This is a genomic window from Rhodococcus sp. 14-2483-1-1 (assembly GCF_002259335.1).
Taxonomy (GTDB): Bacteria; Actinomycetota; Actinomycetes; order Mycobacteriales; family Mycobacteriaceae; genus Rhodococcoides.
On the sequence record NZ_NPFX01000014.1, the window covers coordinates 477,792 to 492,100 of the forward strand.

The 14,309-nt window shown below is 66.0% G+C and carries 15 protein-coding genes; 7 read left to right on the top strand and 8 right to left on the bottom strand.

Annotation, left to right across the window (positions count from 1 at the left end):
- Positions 1–25 precede the first annotated feature (25 nt).
- Together shiA and CH294_RS13545 are read left to right on the top strand one after the other, a co-directional pair.
- Positions 26–1,393: a shikimate transporter gene (gene shiA, locus CH294_RS13540; RefSeq protein WP_249305267.1), complete on the top strand. Its 1,368-nt coding sequence runs from the start codon at positions 26–28 to the stop codon at positions 1,391–1,393.
- Entirely contained in the window at positions 1,390–2,214 is an 825-nt protein-coding gene (locus CH294_RS13545) for a shikimate dehydrogenase (protein ID WP_170944711.1), read from the top strand. Before shiA ends, CH294_RS13545 begins: the two co-directional genes overlap by 4 nt.
- Here the strand turns inward: CH294_RS13545 and CH294_RS13550 are convergent.
- The 6 genes from CH294_RS13550 to CH294_RS13575 are packed head-to-tail and all read right to left on the bottom strand — an operon-like array spanning position 2,204 to position 7,176.
- Positions 2,204–3,058 (bottom strand): biotin-dependent carboxyltransferase family protein, encoded by an 855-nt coding sequence (locus CH294_RS13550; protein WP_094738224.1) that lies wholly within the window; start codon positions 3,056–3,058, stop codon positions 2,204–2,206. The genes CH294_RS13545 and CH294_RS13550 overlap by 11 nt on opposite strands.
- Positions 3,055–3,657: a 5-oxoprolinase subunit PxpB gene (gene pxpB / locus CH294_RS13555; RefSeq protein WP_094738225.1), complete on the bottom strand. Its 603-nt coding sequence runs from the start codon at positions 3,655–3,657 to the stop codon at positions 3,055–3,057. Before pxpB ends, CH294_RS13550 begins: the two co-directional genes overlap by 4 nt.
- Entirely contained in the window at positions 3,657–4,415 is a 759-nt protein-coding gene (locus CH294_RS13560) for a 5-oxoprolinase subunit PxpA (RefSeq protein WP_094738409.1), read from the bottom strand. The genes pxpB and CH294_RS13560 overlap by 1 nt, the downstream gene beginning before the upstream one ends.
- A 10-nt stretch (positions 4,416–4,425) precedes the next feature.
- Positions 4,426–5,304 carry a metal ABC transporter permease gene (locus CH294_RS13565; protein WP_032401506.1) on the bottom strand — a complete coding sequence of 293 codons (879 nt, stop codon included), beginning with the start codon at positions 5,302–5,304 and terminating at the stop codon, positions 4,426–4,428.
- Positions 5,301–6,134 carry a metal ABC transporter ATP-binding protein gene (locus tag CH294_RS13570; RefSeq protein ID WP_094738226.1) on the bottom strand — a complete coding sequence of 278 codons (834 nt, stop codon included), beginning with the start codon at positions 6,132–6,134 and terminating at the stop codon, positions 5,301–5,303. Before CH294_RS13570 ends, CH294_RS13565 begins: the two co-directional genes overlap by 4 nt.
- A gap of 31 nt (positions 6,135–6,165) precedes the next feature.
- Entirely contained in the window at positions 6,166–7,176 is a 1,011-nt protein-coding gene (locus CH294_RS13575; RefSeq protein ID WP_170944712.1) for a zinc ABC transporter substrate-binding protein, read from the bottom strand.
- A gap of 142 nt (positions 7,177–7,318) precedes the next feature.
- On the opposite strand from CH294_RS13575, the gene CH294_RS13580 reads away from it, so the two are divergent.
- Positions 7,319–8,425, top strand: a complete 1,107-nt coding sequence (locus CH294_RS13580) for a LacI family DNA-binding transcriptional regulator (RefSeq protein WP_094738228.1) — start codon at positions 7,319–7,321, stop codon at positions 8,423–8,425.
- 185 nt (positions 8,426–8,610) lie between these two features.
- Here the strand turns inward: CH294_RS13580 and otsB are convergent, their stop codons facing one another.
- Entirely contained in the window at positions 8,611–11,163 is a 2,553-nt protein-coding gene (otsB, locus tag CH294_RS13585; RefSeq protein ID WP_032401509.1) for a trehalose-phosphatase, read from the bottom strand.
- 59 nt (positions 11,164–11,222) lie between these two features.
- Entirely contained in the window at positions 11,223–11,966 is a 744-nt protein-coding gene (locus CH294_RS13590; RefSeq protein ID WP_032401510.1) for an FCD domain-containing protein, read from the bottom strand.
- Between the two features lie 80 nt (positions 11,967–12,046).
- Here CH294_RS13590 and CH294_RS13595 point away from each other — a divergent pair, with 80 nt between their 5' ends.
- From CH294_RS13595 to CH294_RS13610, 4 genes are all read left to right on the top strand, one after another.
- Entirely contained in the window at positions 12,047–12,607 is a 561-nt protein-coding gene (locus CH294_RS13595) for a gluconokinase (RefSeq protein WP_032401511.1), read from the top strand.
- A 119-nt stretch (positions 12,608–12,726) separates the two neighbouring features.
- Positions 12,727–13,029, top strand: a complete 303-nt coding sequence (locus tag CH294_RS13600; RefSeq protein ID WP_094738229.1) for a WhiB family transcriptional regulator — start codon at positions 12,727–12,729, stop codon at positions 13,027–13,029.
- A 48-nt stretch (positions 13,030–13,077) separates the two neighbouring features.
- Positions 13,078–13,773, top strand: a complete 696-nt coding sequence (locus tag CH294_RS13605; protein WP_094738230.1) for a DUF2637 domain-containing protein — start codon at positions 13,078–13,080, stop codon at positions 13,771–13,773.
- A gap of 22 nt (positions 13,774–13,795) precedes the next feature.
- A complete protein-coding gene (locus CH294_RS13610; RefSeq protein WP_094738231.1) occupies positions 13,796–14,308 on the top strand; it encodes a DUF427 domain-containing protein in 513 nt (170 codons plus the stop codon).
- The last annotated feature ends 1 nt before the right edge of the window (position 14,309 follow it).

Here is a 14,309-nt window from a genome sequence, read left to right on the forward strand (position 1 = left end):
GCGCACAAAACCGAAGGGCCGACAAGTGAACGTTGACGTCGCAGTCGCGGACGGATCCAGAGCACGGAAAGCTGCCATCGGCAGCTTCGTCGGTGCCGTGGTCGAGTGGTACGACTTCCTGCTGTACGGCATCATCGCCGCGTTGGTGTTCAACTCCCAGTTCTTCCCGAGCGTCTCGCCCGCGGTCGGCGTGATGGCGGCGTTCGCCACCTTCGGTGTCGGCTTCCTCTTCCGGCCCCTCGGCGGCATCTTTTTCGGCCACTTCGGCGACCGCCTCGGACGCAAGCGCATGCTGATCTGGACGATGCTGCTGATGGGCGTCGCAACCGCGTTGATCGGCCTGGTTCCCAACTTCGAGTCGATCGGTTGGTTCGCACCGCTGCTGCTGGTGCTGTTGCGCGCCATCCAGGGCTTCGCAGTCGGCGGTGAATGGGGTGGTGCATCCCTGATGGCTGTCGAGAGCGCGCCGGCGAAGAAGAAGGCGTTCTACAGCAGTGGCGTTCAGGTCGGCTACTCCGTCGGTCTCATCCTCGCCACCGGCGCGGTCACCATCATGAGCAACCTGCTCAGCGACGACGCATTCACCAGCTGGGGCTGGCGCGTACCCTTCCTGGCCAGCGCCGTCCTCGTACTGTTCGGCCTGTGGATCCGATCCGGTGTGGAGGAATCGCCCGTGTTCGAGCAGGCGGTCGAGGAGAGCGGCGAGAAGAAGAAGCTGCCGGTCATCCAGGCGATCACCGAGCACCCCGGCTCGTTCCTCAAGATCATCGCGCTGCGTATGGCAGAGCTGTTCACCATGTACATCGTCACCACGTTCGCGCTGAGCTACACCGTCAACGAACTCGGCTACGAGCGTCAATTCATGCTCAACGTCGCGCTGCTCGTCGGCGGCATCGGCATCCTGAGCATCCCGACCTACGCGGCGATCGCCGACCGCTTCGGCCGCAAGCCGATCTTCGTCACCGGTGCCGTCGTCGGCGCACTGGCAGCCGTCCCCTTCTTCCTGTCCCTGCAGGCCGCCTCGGTGGTCGCCATCGTGATCCTCGCCGTCATCCTGGTCAACGTCTCGCACGACATGGTGGTCTCGGTGCAGCAGCCCCTGTTCACCGAGATGTTCGGCCCCGAACTTCGCTACAGCGGAGCCGGTGTGGGCTATCAGGTCGCCAGCGCGATCGCCGGTGGCTTCACCCCGTTCATCGCAGCGGCACTGGTCAGCTGGAACGACGGCTCGTGGCACTACGTCGCGGCGTACCTGGCTCTGGGATGCGTCATCTCGGCCGTGGTCGCAGCACTGATGAAGAACATGGGCTCCTCGGATGTCACCTCCATCTCCGATCAGGTCGCCCCTGCAGCAGAAGCCGTTGTTGCAGAGCGTGTCTCGAAGTCGGTATGAGCTCACTGACTCTGGTCGGTTCGCACGCGGCCACCGCGATGTCACCTGCGCTGTGGACGCGTGCGTTCGAGATCGCCGAGGTGTCGTCCAGCTACGACGCCTGGGAGGTCGCCGATGTTGCCGACCTACCCGACGTCGAGAGTGCCCTCCGCGGCGGGCGTACCGATGCTGCGAACGTGACGATGCCCTGGAAGCATTGGGCTGCAACGGTTGCCGACGAGGCGCATCCGGATGTGACGGTCTCCGGAGTGGCGAATCTACTGTTCCTGCGTTCGGGTGCGCTGTTCGCCATGAACACCGACATCGCGGCAGTACGAGCGGCAACCTCGGGACGTACCTTCGGCTCCGCGCTGCTGCTCGGAGCCGGTGGCGCCGCGCACGCCGCCGCCTTCGCGCTACAGGGCCGCATCGACAGGCTGGTGATCTCGGACGTCGACCGGAGCTCGGCGGCCGGGCTCGACGGGTACAACGGGTCGGCCTCGGTTGTCGACTGGTCGGATCGGGCAGTGGATCTGGACTCCTACGACCTGGTGATCAACGCGACGCCGATCGGCCGTGACGGCTCCGAGGACCAACTCGCTTGGGGAACAGGCGAACTGGCACCGACGGCTACGGTGTACGACTTCGTGTACGCCGACACGCGCAATGCCGCCGAGGCCTATACCGCGGACCGCGGAATCGATCTGATCGATGGCTGGACGCACCTGTTCCACCAGGCCGACGCCATGGTTCGCCCGCTCGGACTACCCGAACGCATGTCCGATGCCCTGCGGCGCAGCATTCGGGAGATCTGCCCAGCTTCGGCCGGAATCAACCGATAGCGCGAAAGTGCACCCGACTGCCGGGGGTCAGCTGCGCGGCGGCGGACACATCGCCCGCGGTGACAACGGCGATCACCGGATAGCCGCCGGTGACGGGATGGTCGGCCAGAAACAGTACCGGCTGACCGGACGGCGGAACCTGTAGCGAACCGAGAACCATTCCTTCGCTGGACAATTCGTCGTCGATCGCGCGGGTCAAGGGTTCGGCACCGTCCAGCCTGATCCCGACGCGATCCGAATCCTGCGTCACGGTCCACGGCTGCTCGAGCAGTAGCGATCGAGCGCGCTCGGTGAACCAGTTCTCGCGCGGCCCGAAGCTGACACCCAGTGCGTCGGGTTGGGCGCGTGGTGGTGCGAAATCTGCAGCGGGCCAGGACGCCTTGTCGGTGCCGACAGGCAGCGCGGTGCCGGGGGTCAGGACGGCCGGGCCGATGCCCGACATCGTGTCTGTCGAGCGACTGCCCAGGACAACGGGCACGTCGATCCCGCCCCGTACGGCGAGGTAGCTGCGCAGACCCCAGGTCGGCGCGGACAGTTCCAGTTCCTGCCCCGCTCGTATCACCAGTGTCGAATACAGACCCTGCTCCGTGCCGTCGACGCGGCAGGTCACGTGCGCACCGGTGACTGCGACGAGAGCGTCGAACTCGGCCCGTAGCGTCAGTCCGCCGAAGGTCACTTCCAGTGTTGCGGCATCGGAAGTGTTGCCCACCAGGCGGTTTGCGGCATCGTGCGAGAGCACGTCCGCGGCACCGGAGCGGCCGACGCCGATCGACGCGTGCCCCGGGCGGCCACGATCCTGCACGGTGCACTGCGGCCCCGTCCGCAGCACGGTCAAGGCCCTCATGCTTGCTCGAATCGGACGGTGGTGCCGGGGCGCAGCAGTGCGGGTGGATCGCGGTCGAGGTTCCACAATTGTGCGTCCGTGCGCCCGATGAGCTGCCAGCCGCCGGGGGAGGAGCGTGGGTAGATGCCCGAGAACTCGCCCGCCAGCCCCACCGAACCAACCGGAACGCTGGTACGCGGCGACGTGCGCCGCTGGACGTGCAGTCGGGTGTCGGTGCCGACGAGGTAGCCGAACCCGGGGGCGAAACCGCCGAACGCGACTGTCCATGTCTGATCGAGATGTGCAGCAACGACTTCGGTGGTGGACAAGTCGGTCAGGCGGGCCACCTCGTCGAGATCTTCGCCGTCGTAGACCACCGGGATCGTGACGGTGTCGGATCCTGCTTCCGTCCCCTCGACGGTTGGCTGTACCGACGAGATCCACTGCAGCACGGGCCCCGGCGGTCCGTCGAACGTCACCAACACGGTGCGGGCGGCCGGAACCAGATCCACGACTGGAGGCGGCGGATCGGCCGCCAGCGCCCGGTAGTACGCCATCGTCTCGTCCAGCCCGTCGAATTCGACGAGTGTTGCACTCCTGCCGGCCGAGTGGATACGCATCAGACGAAGGCAGTGATATCGATGTGGTTGGCGCGCAGCAGCTCCGAGACAGCGCCGGCCATTGCGACTGCGCCTGGGGAGTCGCCGTGCAAGCAGATCGAGTCGGCCCGAACGTCGATGCGCGAGCCGTCCACCGCTCGGACGGTGCCGTCGGTGATCATGGTCAACACTCTCTGGGCCACGGCATCGGGATCCGAGAGCACCGCGCTGGGCTCCGAGCGCGAGACGAGCGTGCCCTGCGGTGTGTAGGCGCGGTCTGCGAAAGCCTCTGCGACAGTGCGCAGTCCGGCCCGCTCGGCCTCCTCCAGGAAAACCGAACCGGGGAGCCCGAGGACCGGCAGGGTCGCGTCGTACGAGGTGACGGCGTCGACCACTGCCCGTGCCTGCTCACGGTGATGCACGATCGCGTTGTACAGCGCCCCATGCGGTTTGACGTAGGCAATGGCAGAGCCGGCTACCTGGGCGAGCGCATCGAGTGCGCCCATCTGGTAGATCACGTCGGCGGTGAGGTCGGCGGGGGAGACGTCGAGAAAGCGTCGGCCGAACCCGGCGAGGTCGTGGTAGCCGACCTGCGCTCCGATCCGCACAGCTGCTCGAGCTGCCGAACGGCACGTCCGCAACAGAGTGGTGGGATCACCGGCGTGAAAGCCGCACGCAACGTTGGCACTCGACACGACGGCGAGCATGGCGTCGTCGTCGCCGAGAGTCCACGCGCCGTAGCTTTCGCCGAGATCGGCGTTGAGATCGATGGCCGTCACGCTGCACATCCTAGGCGGCGACGAGCCGTCCCGAATTGGCCTTGCGCGTCGCACCCACAGCGCGGCAGAGGAGGTAGATGACGAACGAGATGGTCGTCACGAACGTCGAGACGGGAAGTCCGGGAGCGAGGGAGAGCAGGATGCCACCGACAGCGGCGATCTCGGCGAACAGGATGGACAGCAGCGTCGCCTTGAGCGGACTGGCGGTGACCCGCGCAGCAGCCGCGGCGGGCGTGATGAGCAGCGAGAGCACCAGCAGGGCTCCGACTATCTGGACGCCCAGCGCACACGCCACGCCGACGAGAACGGCGAACACGACCGAGAGCGCGCGGACGGGGACGCCGCGGGCCAGCGCCACCTCGGGATCGGTACTGGCGAACAGCAGCGGCCGGTAGACCACCGCGAGCACGATCAACACCAACACCGCGCACACCAGCAGCAGCTGGATTCCGCTCTGCCCCACGCCGACGATCTGGCCGATGAGCAGTGAGAAGCTGGTGCCGGTTCGGCCCGGGTAGAGCCAGATGAACAGCACCGACAGGCCGAGCCCGAAGGACATGATGACGCCGATGACCGAGTCGCGGTCGCGGGCTTTGTTGCCGAGCAGTGCGAACATCACCGCCGCGACGACCGAACCGACTATGGCACCGAGACCGACGGTGATGCCGACGAGCAGGGCTGCGGATGCTCCGGTGAGCGAGAGTTCGCTGGATCCGTGCACCGCAAAAGCCCACTGCCGGCTGACGATCAACGGCCCGAGAGCGCCCGCGAGCAGCCCGAGAATTGCGGCCGCGATCAGCGCCTGCTGCACGAAGTCGTAGGTCAGCAGGTTGGCGGTGGTGTCGAAGTCGAGCATCTTCGAGAATGCCTCGAGAACCTTCTCGTTCATGCCTTGTCTTCTCTGTCGTGCGGCACGGGTGGATGGTGGGCACCCGCCGAGCCGAGCGCATCGATCGAGTCGCCGGTCCCGACGACCACGAGTCGGCCGCGGACTTTCAGCACCTCGACCTCGGTGCCGTAGAGCTCGGACAACACCTCGGTGGTCATGACCTCCTCGGGAGTTCCGATGCGGAACCGGCCGTCGACGATGTAGACGATGCGGTCGACGAGCGGGAGGATCGGGTTGATCTCGTGAGTGACGAACAGGACGGCTGTCTCGTGCCCACGCCGTCGACGATCGATGAGGCTCGAGACCAGTGACTGGTTGGCGAGGTCCAGGCTGAGCAGGGGCTCGTCGCACAACAGGACCGAGGGGTCCCCGACGAGTGCCTGGGCAATGCGCAGTCGCTGCTGCTCCCCGCCCGACATCGAGCCGACCGGTGCACCCGCGAAGGAGTTGGCGTCGACCTGATCGATCGCTCGCTGCACCGTTTCCTTGCGCTGTCGCATGCCGCGCAATCCCATGCCCCATTTGTGGCCGTCCCAACCCAGGCCGACGAGATCGCGTCCGCGTAGCGGCAGATCGTCGTCGATGTTGCGTTGCTGGGGGACGTAGCCGACTCCCGACTGGCCGCGATGGACGGGATTGCCGTCGATTGCGGCCGTGCCGGACGTGAGCTGATTCTGGCCGAGCAACACCTTGAGCAGCGACGTCTTACCCGACCCATTGGGGCCCAGAACGGCGACGAATTCGCCCTTCTCGACCGTCAGGTCCAGGTTCTGCCACAGCGTGCGCTCGCCGAACGCCAGTCCGGCATCGCGCAGTTCTACAGCAGGCATGTACTACAGCTTTCCATCACGCCGGTTCGACTCAGGAGGCGGTGGTGAGGGCGGCCCGAAGATCCGTCGCAGCCTTGGTCTGCCACTCGATGTACGTCATGCCTGCGGGCAGTGTTTCGGTGACCTCGACGACGGGGATGCCTGCGGCCTCGCTGGTGGAGCGAATATCCTGGGTGACGGCATCCTCGGTCTGAATGTTGTAGACCAACGCGCGAACGGACTTGGACGTGAACAGATCTCGCGTCGCGGCGATGGAGGCGGGCGACGGATCGTTGCCTTCCTCGATGGAGTCCTTGAAGTCCTCGGGGGTGCGATCGTCGAGTCCCGACTCCTCGATCAGGTAGTGCGCGATCGGTTCGGTCTGTGCCACCGGCGCATTCGGGAAATCGGCGGCAATCTGCGCGGTCACGTCGGTGATGGCGTGCACCTGCTCGTGGAACGCCTCGGCGTTGGCGGTGTACTGCGCGGCGTTGTCGGGATCGAGCTGACCGAGCTTGTCGGCGATCTCCTCGGCGGTGTGCGCTGCCACCTCGGCGTTGTACCAAACGTGTTCGTTGACCTCGCCGTGTGAATGACCGTCGTCCGTCGTCGGTTCGGCAGTTGCATCGGAGGTGGGCTCGGAGTCGTGATCGTGGCTGTCGTCGAGCAGGGTGAAAGCGTCGACCGACGGCACATCCTTGCCCTCGGAGCCGAGGATGTCCTCGATGAACTGGTCGTAGCCACCGCCGTTGTAGACCACGAGCGACGACTCGGAGACGGCAGCCGCGTCGGCCGGGCTCGCCTCGTAGGAATGCGGGTCCGCGGAGGGATCGGAGATGATCGACGTCACTGTCGCGAGGTCACCGGCAACCGCCTCGGCGACGCTTCCCCAGACGTTGGTGGACGCGACGATCGTGATCGGCCCGTCGACGGGTGTAGCGGGGGCGGACTCGGTGCTCGCGGGATCGCTGGAGCTGCATGCGCTCAAAGTGAGGGCTGCGGCGCAGCTCAGGCCCAGTGCGGCCATGAGCTTGGTCCCGGACGCGCGATGGATGGACGACATCGATGTACTCCTGATGGGCAATGCTTGACGCTAATGGAAACCGTTACCGTTGTACTCTAGCGCTCGTCGGGGCTCTCGATCGAATCGGACGAAGGCGACCTCGAATTTCTCCGGAGTGCGTTGTGGGACTAACGTCCCGGTAATGGTCAGGTCGAGCGAACCGCGACGTCAAGCGACGTTGGCGTCGATTGCTGCCGAGCTGAAGGTATCGCGCACCACTGTCTCGAACGCCTACAACCGACCGGATCAGCTCTCTCCCGAACTGCGCGAACGCGTACTGCAGGCGGCCAAACGCCGCGGCTACGCCGGCCCCGACCCGGTTGCCCGATCGCTGCGCACCCGCAAGGCCGGTGCCATCGGGCTGCTCCTCACCGAGGCCCTGAGCTACTCCTTCCGTGACCCGGCCGCCATGAGCTTCCTCGCAGGACTCGCCGAATCCTGCGAGGCCGCAGGGCAAGGCCTACTGCTGATTCCCGCCGGTGCCGAACGCGACGACGTCCAGGCCGCTGCCGTGGTGCAGCAGGCGGGAGTCGACGGATTCGTCGTGTACTCCGTCGCCGACGACGACCCCTACCTCGCTGCCGTGCGCGAACGTCACCTGCCGATCGTCGTCTGCGACCAGCCCCGCAACATCCCCGAGGCCGCCCTGGTCGCCATCGACGACCGTGTCGCCATGAAAATGCTTGCCGCACATCTCATCTCGCTCGGGCACGAGCATCTCGCCGTGCTGTGCATGCGGCTCGGACGCGACCGCCGCGATGGCGTCGTACCCCCGGGGCGGCTGGCGGACAGTCACTTCCACGTCCAACGCGAACGCATCGCCGGAGTGCAGGCCGCGATGATCGATGCCGGACTCGATCCCGACACCCTCACCGTCGTAGAGCGCTTCGACCACACCGTTCGCTCCGGCCACTCCGCCGCGGCCCAAGCACTGCAAGCCAATCGCGAAACCACGGCGTTGCTCTGCACCACCGACGTCATCGCGCTCGGTGCACTCAACTTCGCGAGGGTCTCCGGAATCGATGTGCCGGGCCAACTCTCGGTGACCGGATTCGACGGCATCTCCGACGCCATCCGCGAGAACCTCACCACCGTGCGCCAGGACGCCGAGGAAAAAGGCCGTCGAGCCGGGAAATTGGTGCTCTCGTCCTCGCACTCGGGCATCGTCGCCGCCGAAACCCTGCCGACCGAACTCTTCCGCGGACGAACCGCGGGACCTCCGCCGGAGCAACCGCCCGCTATCGCCTGACCTCTGCCCTCGCCCGCTTGCCTTCTCGCCCGCCCCCACCTGCCCTCCCAGTTCGCGTCAATGGACCACTGCACGGCTCAGACGTGTGCAACGCGCCATTGACGCAGCGGACCCCAGTGGGTGAATGAACCATTGCACGGGTTAGACGTATGCAGTGGTCCATTGACGCGGAGCGGGGGCGGGGGTCAGGCAGGCTGAGCGCTGAGCAATCGCGCGCAACGCAGCAGACCCAGGTGACTGTAGGCCTGAGGATGGTTGCCGAGCGATCGTTCGGCGATGGGGTCGTATTCCTCACTGAGCAGTCCGGTGGGGCCTGCGGCACTGACCAGTTGGGCGAACAAGGCCTCGGCTTCGGCGCGCTGTCCCACCAACAGGTATGCCTCGACGAGCCAGGCGGCGCAGAGGTGGAATCCGCCCTCGCCGCCGGGGAGTCCGTCGTCGTGGCGGTAGCGGTAGACGGTCGATCCACTTCGCAGTTCGGCCTCGGTGGCGGTGACGGTGGCGGCGAAGCGGGGGTCGGCCGGATCGATCAGCCCGGACAGGCCGATGTACAACGTTGCGGCGTCGAGGTCGGTGCCGTCGTAGGCGGCGGTGAAGGACTGCACCTCGTCGTTCCAGCCATTGGCGAGCACTTCCTCGCGGATGGTCTCGCGCAGTGGTGCCCAGCTCGATTCGGCTGTGCGACCGAAGGTTTCGGCCAGACCGATGGCGCGATCGACGGTGATCCACCCCATCACCTTCGAGTAGACGTGGTGGCGGGGATTGTCGCGGATCTCCCAGATGCCGTGATCGGGCTCGAACCAACGTCGCTCGACGGCTTCGACCATGGCGCAGACGAGTTCCCAGTCGTCGTCGGAGAGGCCGTTCTCCGAACCTGCGGCCTTACGTGCGTGTGCGAGGGCGGACACCAATTCGACGATGGGGCCGAAGACGTCCAGCTGAACCTGTTGGTTGGCAGCATTTCCCACGCGCACCGGACGTGAACCGGCGTAGCCGGGGAGCTCGTCGATGACGGCCTCGGGTGGAAGTCCCAGGCCCCAGATCGTGTACAGCGGGTGTAGACGCTCGGGGCCGGACACCGATTCCAGTACTCCGTGGATCCAGGACAGGTAGTTCTCGGCCTCGGCCACCGATCCCACGTCCACCAGTGCGGTCGCGGTGAGTGCAGCGTCACGCAACCAGCAGTAGCGGTAGTCCCAGTTACGCACTCCGCCGATATCTTCGGGCAGTGAAGTGGTGGCGGCCGCCATGATCGAACCGGACTCGGCGTGCACCAGGCCGCGCAGAGTCAGTGCCGATCGCTTCATCAGATCGCGCTTGAGCGGCGGCAGGTCCAGGCCGTCGGCCCAGTCCTTCCAGTAGGCCTCCGATGCGCGACGACGCTCGACCTCGGCCCAGGGGTGCTCGCTCAGATCGTCTGTGCCGAGCCGCAATTCGAGAACGATCGGCCCGTTCGAGGGATCGACCTCTGCATGCGCTGTCTGCTGAGACCCGTCGGAGACGATGTTCCAGGTGACGCCGGGGCTACGCAGCACCATCGGGTCGGCCGTGCCCAGAATGCGCAGGCCGTCGGCGTCGGGTTCCAGTGATGCCCACGCTTTTCCGAATTCCGGACGCGGCGCGAACGTCACCACGGCGGTGGCTTTGCCGGTGATGACGCGGGTCAACGCGGTCTGGCCCTGGCCGATGTCGTGTGGCAGGTAGTCGGTGACCTGCAGGCTGGCCCACTTGGTCTGCACCGTCATGGTGCCGTCCACGTACTGCTGGCTCAGCGGCAACGATGCACGGGTGGGTCCGACACTGAAGTGACCGGCCTGATCGCCGCCGAGCAGATGTGCGAACACCGCTGCCGAATCGGGCTCGGGGTGACACAGCCAGGTGACATCGGCGTCGGGGGTCAGCAGCGCAACGGCATTGGGGCTGGCCAGCATCGTCAGGCGCTCGATGCGCGGGGCGTCTGCACCCGAGAGCCACTGCCGACGCTCTTCCAACAGGAACGCCAGGGCGAGCGCGACCTGTTCGGTGCTGTCGATACGGAACTCCGCGAGGCTGTCGCCCGGCCCGATCTTGACCCCGATATCGGGGCCGTGCAGGTGGCTGAAGGCCTTCTCGTCGGTGACGTCGTCGCCGAAAAAGACTGCAGCAGTGGCTGCTTCCTGATGGCGAAGGATGTCGAGCGCGACGCCCTTGTCGGTGACGATGACGGCCAACTCGATGACGGACTTGCCCTCGGTGACCTGGACGCCGTCGCGTGCTGCCGCGCCGGAACGCACGGCCGCGAGCGCCTCGTCACCGGCGGCGGTCTCTGCGTTGCGCACGTGCAGCGCGACGCTGGCCGGCTTGGTTTCGATACTGACGCCGGGATGGGCGTCGGCGATGGCCTGCAGTTCGCCGGTGATGACGGTGAGGAGCTTCTTGGCGTCGTCGTCGATGGCGTTGACGAACCCGGCGTCGAACTCGCTGCCGTGACTGCCCACCAGCTGCACCTCGGACGGCAGCCGAGAGAGGATCGCGAGATCGCGGAGGGCGCGCCCGGAGATGACGGCGGCATTGGTGCCGGCCAGTGAGGCGAGCCCGCGCATGGCGCTCACCGACTCGGGATGTGGGAACGCCTTCTGGGGGTCGGAGACGATCGGTGCCATGGTGCCGTCGTAATCGGACGCGACGAGCAGACGCGGAGTCCGAGCTACTCCAACGAGTGCGCGGCGTAGTTCGAGCGGCAATTCGAGAGCAGTCACCCGTCGAATCTAGGCGATGAACCCCGCCTCGGCGTACCTGGCTTTGTGCGCTCGGTGTATCACTGCTGGTCGGGCACCAGACCGGGCGACGGCGTCACACCCGAGGCTGCCGACATCGATGCGGCGGACTTGGTGACGATGGCCAACATGGCTCGCTGTGCGGCGTCGGCGTCGCCGGACTGGATCGACGAGGCGACCACCCCGTGCAGGCGGATCGCCTCCGGGTCTGCCTGCCTCGACATCAGGGCGTGCCGGGTGCGTCCGGCGAGCACCTCGACCACGATGTCGGACATCGACCGCAACATCGGATTGCCCGACGCGGCGAGCAGCGTCCGATGAAAGCTGCAATCGTGTTCGAGATACGCCTCGGAGTCGGCTGCGCGGGACGTCGACGACATCCCGATGACGGCGGCTGTCAATGCGCCGCACTGCTCGGGCGTCGCTCGGTGAGCTGCCAGTTTGGCTGCCAAAGGCTCTATGCCCGAACGCAATTCGCTGAGCAGTAGTAGTTGTTCGGCGCGAGCGGGCCCGGCCAGCTGCCAGCGGATCACCACCGGATCCAGCGAGTTCCAATTCTCGGAACCCTGCACGGTGATCCCGACGCGCCGCCGCACGGTGAGCAACCCCAGCGACTCGAGAACCCGGACCACTTCCCGTACGACCGTCCGCGAGACGGTGAACCGCACGGCGACGTCGTCGGCCGAGATTCGGGTTCCGCCCGGGATCGCGCCGCTGACGATGTCGCGACCGAGCTCGTCGAGCACCGAATCGTGCAGTTGGCGGAAATCGCTGGTCTCGGTCATGTCCGATCGATCGTCCCACGGGTGGCCCGGTTTCTCGCGTCTGTCCGATCCGAACGAGCTCGATGCAGCAGTATCGAGGGATGGCATCGCAGACGACAGGCAGAGCGCATCATCCGGTTCTCGTGGTGATGGGAGTGTCCGGATCGGGCAAGTCCACGGTGGCGGGCATCCTCGCCGGGGCGTTGAAATGGGACCTACAGGAGGGCGACGACCTGCACCCGGACGCCAACGTGGCGAAGATGGCGTCGGGGCAGCCGTTGACCGACGAGGACAGGTGGCCGTGGCTCGACGTGATCGCGGAGTGGATCACCGACCACACCACTACGGGCCGATCCGGGATCGTGACGTGCTCGGCGCTCAAGCGGTCGTATCGGGACGTGCTCAGTGCCGCGTCGAGGGAGGGTGCGGAGGTGATCTTCGTTCATCTGGCCGGAACCAAGGATCGGATCAGCGGGCGCCTCAATGCCCGGATGGACCACTTCATGCCGTCCTCGTTGCTCGACACCCAGATCTCGACACTCGAGCCGCTCGGTGAGGACGAGAACGCCATCGTCGTCGACATCGGCCCGCCTCCGACGAAGATCGCCGAACAGGTCCTCGTCGAGCTCGAAAAGCGGGCAGGGATGTCGGAGAGTCATTGATGGTCGGGTTTCAAGCAAGCGTGCTTGCTTTTAAGTACTACGAATGAACGAAGGAGCTTGTAAAAGTACGACGAATGAGGGAAGGTGAGCTTGTTCACTTTTCAGTGAGGAGACAGCTCATGGTGCGAGGCGCACCCGCCAGGCCGGTCCAACTTCCCGTCCCCAACGCAGATGTGTGGGACTGGCAACTCGACGGCCTGTGTCGTGGACTGGACTCGTCCGTGTTCTTCCACCCCGAGGGTGAACGGGGCCGCGCCCGCTCCTCGCGAGAAAAGGCCGCCAAGCAGGTCTGCGGTCGCTGCCCGGTCCTCGAACAATGCCGTCAGCACGCCCTCGAGGCGAACGAGCCCTACGGCGTGTGGGGCGGAATGTCTGCACACGATCGCGCCGACTTCTACCGCGGAGCCGTCCGAACCGCTTGATTCTGCTGTACCGAAACTTGTCGGTGGTCTCGTGTTTCATGACGACCCATGAACAAGGTCCTGCGTGCGACGCTCGTCAGTGCGGTCGTCATCACCACCGTCATCGGAATTGCGTCGTTCGTGCTGAGTTTCGCCGCACTGTGGGATCTCGCCACGATGGCAGGCGTCCCGCGCTCGCTGTCATGGCTGTGGCCGGTGATCGTCGACGGCACCATTCTCCAAGCGACCATCTCCGTGATCGCGCTCGCCCAGTTCGAGGATCAACGCAGTGGCCGACGCTTCTTCTGGGGTGTGTTGATCACCGCGGCCCTGGTCAGTATCGGCGCAAATGCCATGCACGCCTTCATCTCCGACGCTGGCACACTGCATCCCGCTCTGTCGGCGGCCATCGCGACCGTCGCCCCGGTGAGTCTGTTGGCTGCAACCCACGGACTCGGCATCCTCGTTCGGGTACCGGCGGAACTGCCGAAGACCGTGGACATCGCCGACGACGAAAAACCTGCAACCGACGAGTGGGCTTTCGTCCCGCGAGCCGAACCCGTGACACCTGCGTCCGAACTCCCCACACCCGAGATACCGGCACCCGGGCCGACAGAGCGCGCCGAGAAGCCGGTCCGCATCGAGCAGCCCGTGCCTGAATCAGCGATGGCATCGGTGCGCACGGTCGAACCTCTCGACGAAGTCGATCGCTGGATTCTCGACGAAGAACGGGTGGACGATCTCTATCCCGTCGACGCCCCGTGACACCCGGTGGCACCATCGAAGGATGAGTCCACAATTGCCGAAATCCGTAGTTCCGGAGAAGCCGAAGCCCGGCCAGGAATCCGTCTGGGATTACCCCCGTCCGCCGAGCCTCGAGTCCTCGAACCGTTCACTCGTCGTTCGACTCGGAGGAGAGGTGGTCGCCCGCACCACCGCCGCCTACCGCGTACTCGAGACGAGCCATCCGCCCACCTGGTACATCTCGCCGGCTGACGTCGTTCCGGGCGCGTTGACCCCGTCGTCGGCACGCTCGACGCACTGCGAGTGGAAGGGCGCGGCAACGTACTGGGACGTCCACGGCGGAGATGCCGTCGCAGAGGCAGCCGGATGGAGTTACGAGAACCCCACGCCGCGGTTCGCCGCGATCGCGGGCTACCTGGCGTTCTCGCCGAGCCGTCTCCAGTGCGAAATCGATGGAGAAGCGGTCCGGCCCCAGGAAGGCGGTTTCTACGAGGGCTGGATCACCGACGACGTCGTCGGCCCGTTCAAGGGAATTCCGGGCTCCTACGGCTGGTGAC

Bases quoted from the DNA above. Each gene is read 5' to 3' on its own strand.
- CH294_RS13545 (WP_170944711.1), top strand. From the start codon at position 1,390: ATGAGCTCACTGACTCTGGTCGGTTCGCACGCGGCCACCGCGATGTCA.
- CH294_RS13550 (WP_094738224.1), bottom strand. From the start codon at position 3,058: ATGAGGGCCTTGACCGTGCTGCGGACGGGGCCGCAGTGCACCGTGCAG.
- pxpB (WP_094738225.1), bottom strand. From the start codon at position 3,657: ATGCGTATCCACTCGGCCGGCAGGAGTGCAACACTCGTCGAATTCGAC.
- CH294_RS13565 (WP_032401506.1), bottom strand. From the start codon at position 5,304: ATGAACGAGAAGGTTCTCGAGGCATTCTCGAAGATGCTCGACTTCGAC.
- CH294_RS13570 (WP_094738226.1), bottom strand. From the start codon at position 6,134: ATGCCTGCTGTAGAACTGCGCGATGCCGGACTGGCGTTCGGCGAGCGC.
- CH294_RS13575 (WP_170944712.1), bottom strand. From the start codon at position 7,176: ATGTCGTCCATCCATCGCGCGTCCGGGACCAAGCTCATGGCCGCACTG.
- CH294_RS13580 (WP_094738228.1), top strand. From the start codon at position 7,319: ATGGTCAGGTCGAGCGAACCGCGACGTCAAGCGACGTTGGCGTCGATT.
- CH294_RS13590 (WP_032401510.1), bottom strand. From the start codon at position 11,966: ATGACCGAGACCAGCGATTTCCGCCAACTGCACGATTCGGTGCTCGAC.
- CH294_RS13595 (WP_032401511.1), top strand. From the start codon at position 12,047: ATGGCATCGCAGACGACAGGCAGAGCGCATCATCCGGTTCTCGTGGTG.
- CH294_RS13600 (WP_094738229.1), top strand. From the start codon at position 12,727: ATGGTGCGAGGCGCACCCGCCAGGCCGGTCCAACTTCCCGTCCCCAAC.
- CH294_RS13605 (WP_094738230.1), top strand. From the start codon at position 13,078: ATGAACAAGGTCCTGCGTGCGACGCTCGTCAGTGCGGTCGTCATCACC.
- CH294_RS13610 (WP_094738231.1), top strand. From the start codon at position 13,796: ATGAGTCCACAATTGCCGAAATCCGTAGTTCCGGAGAAGCCGAAGCCC.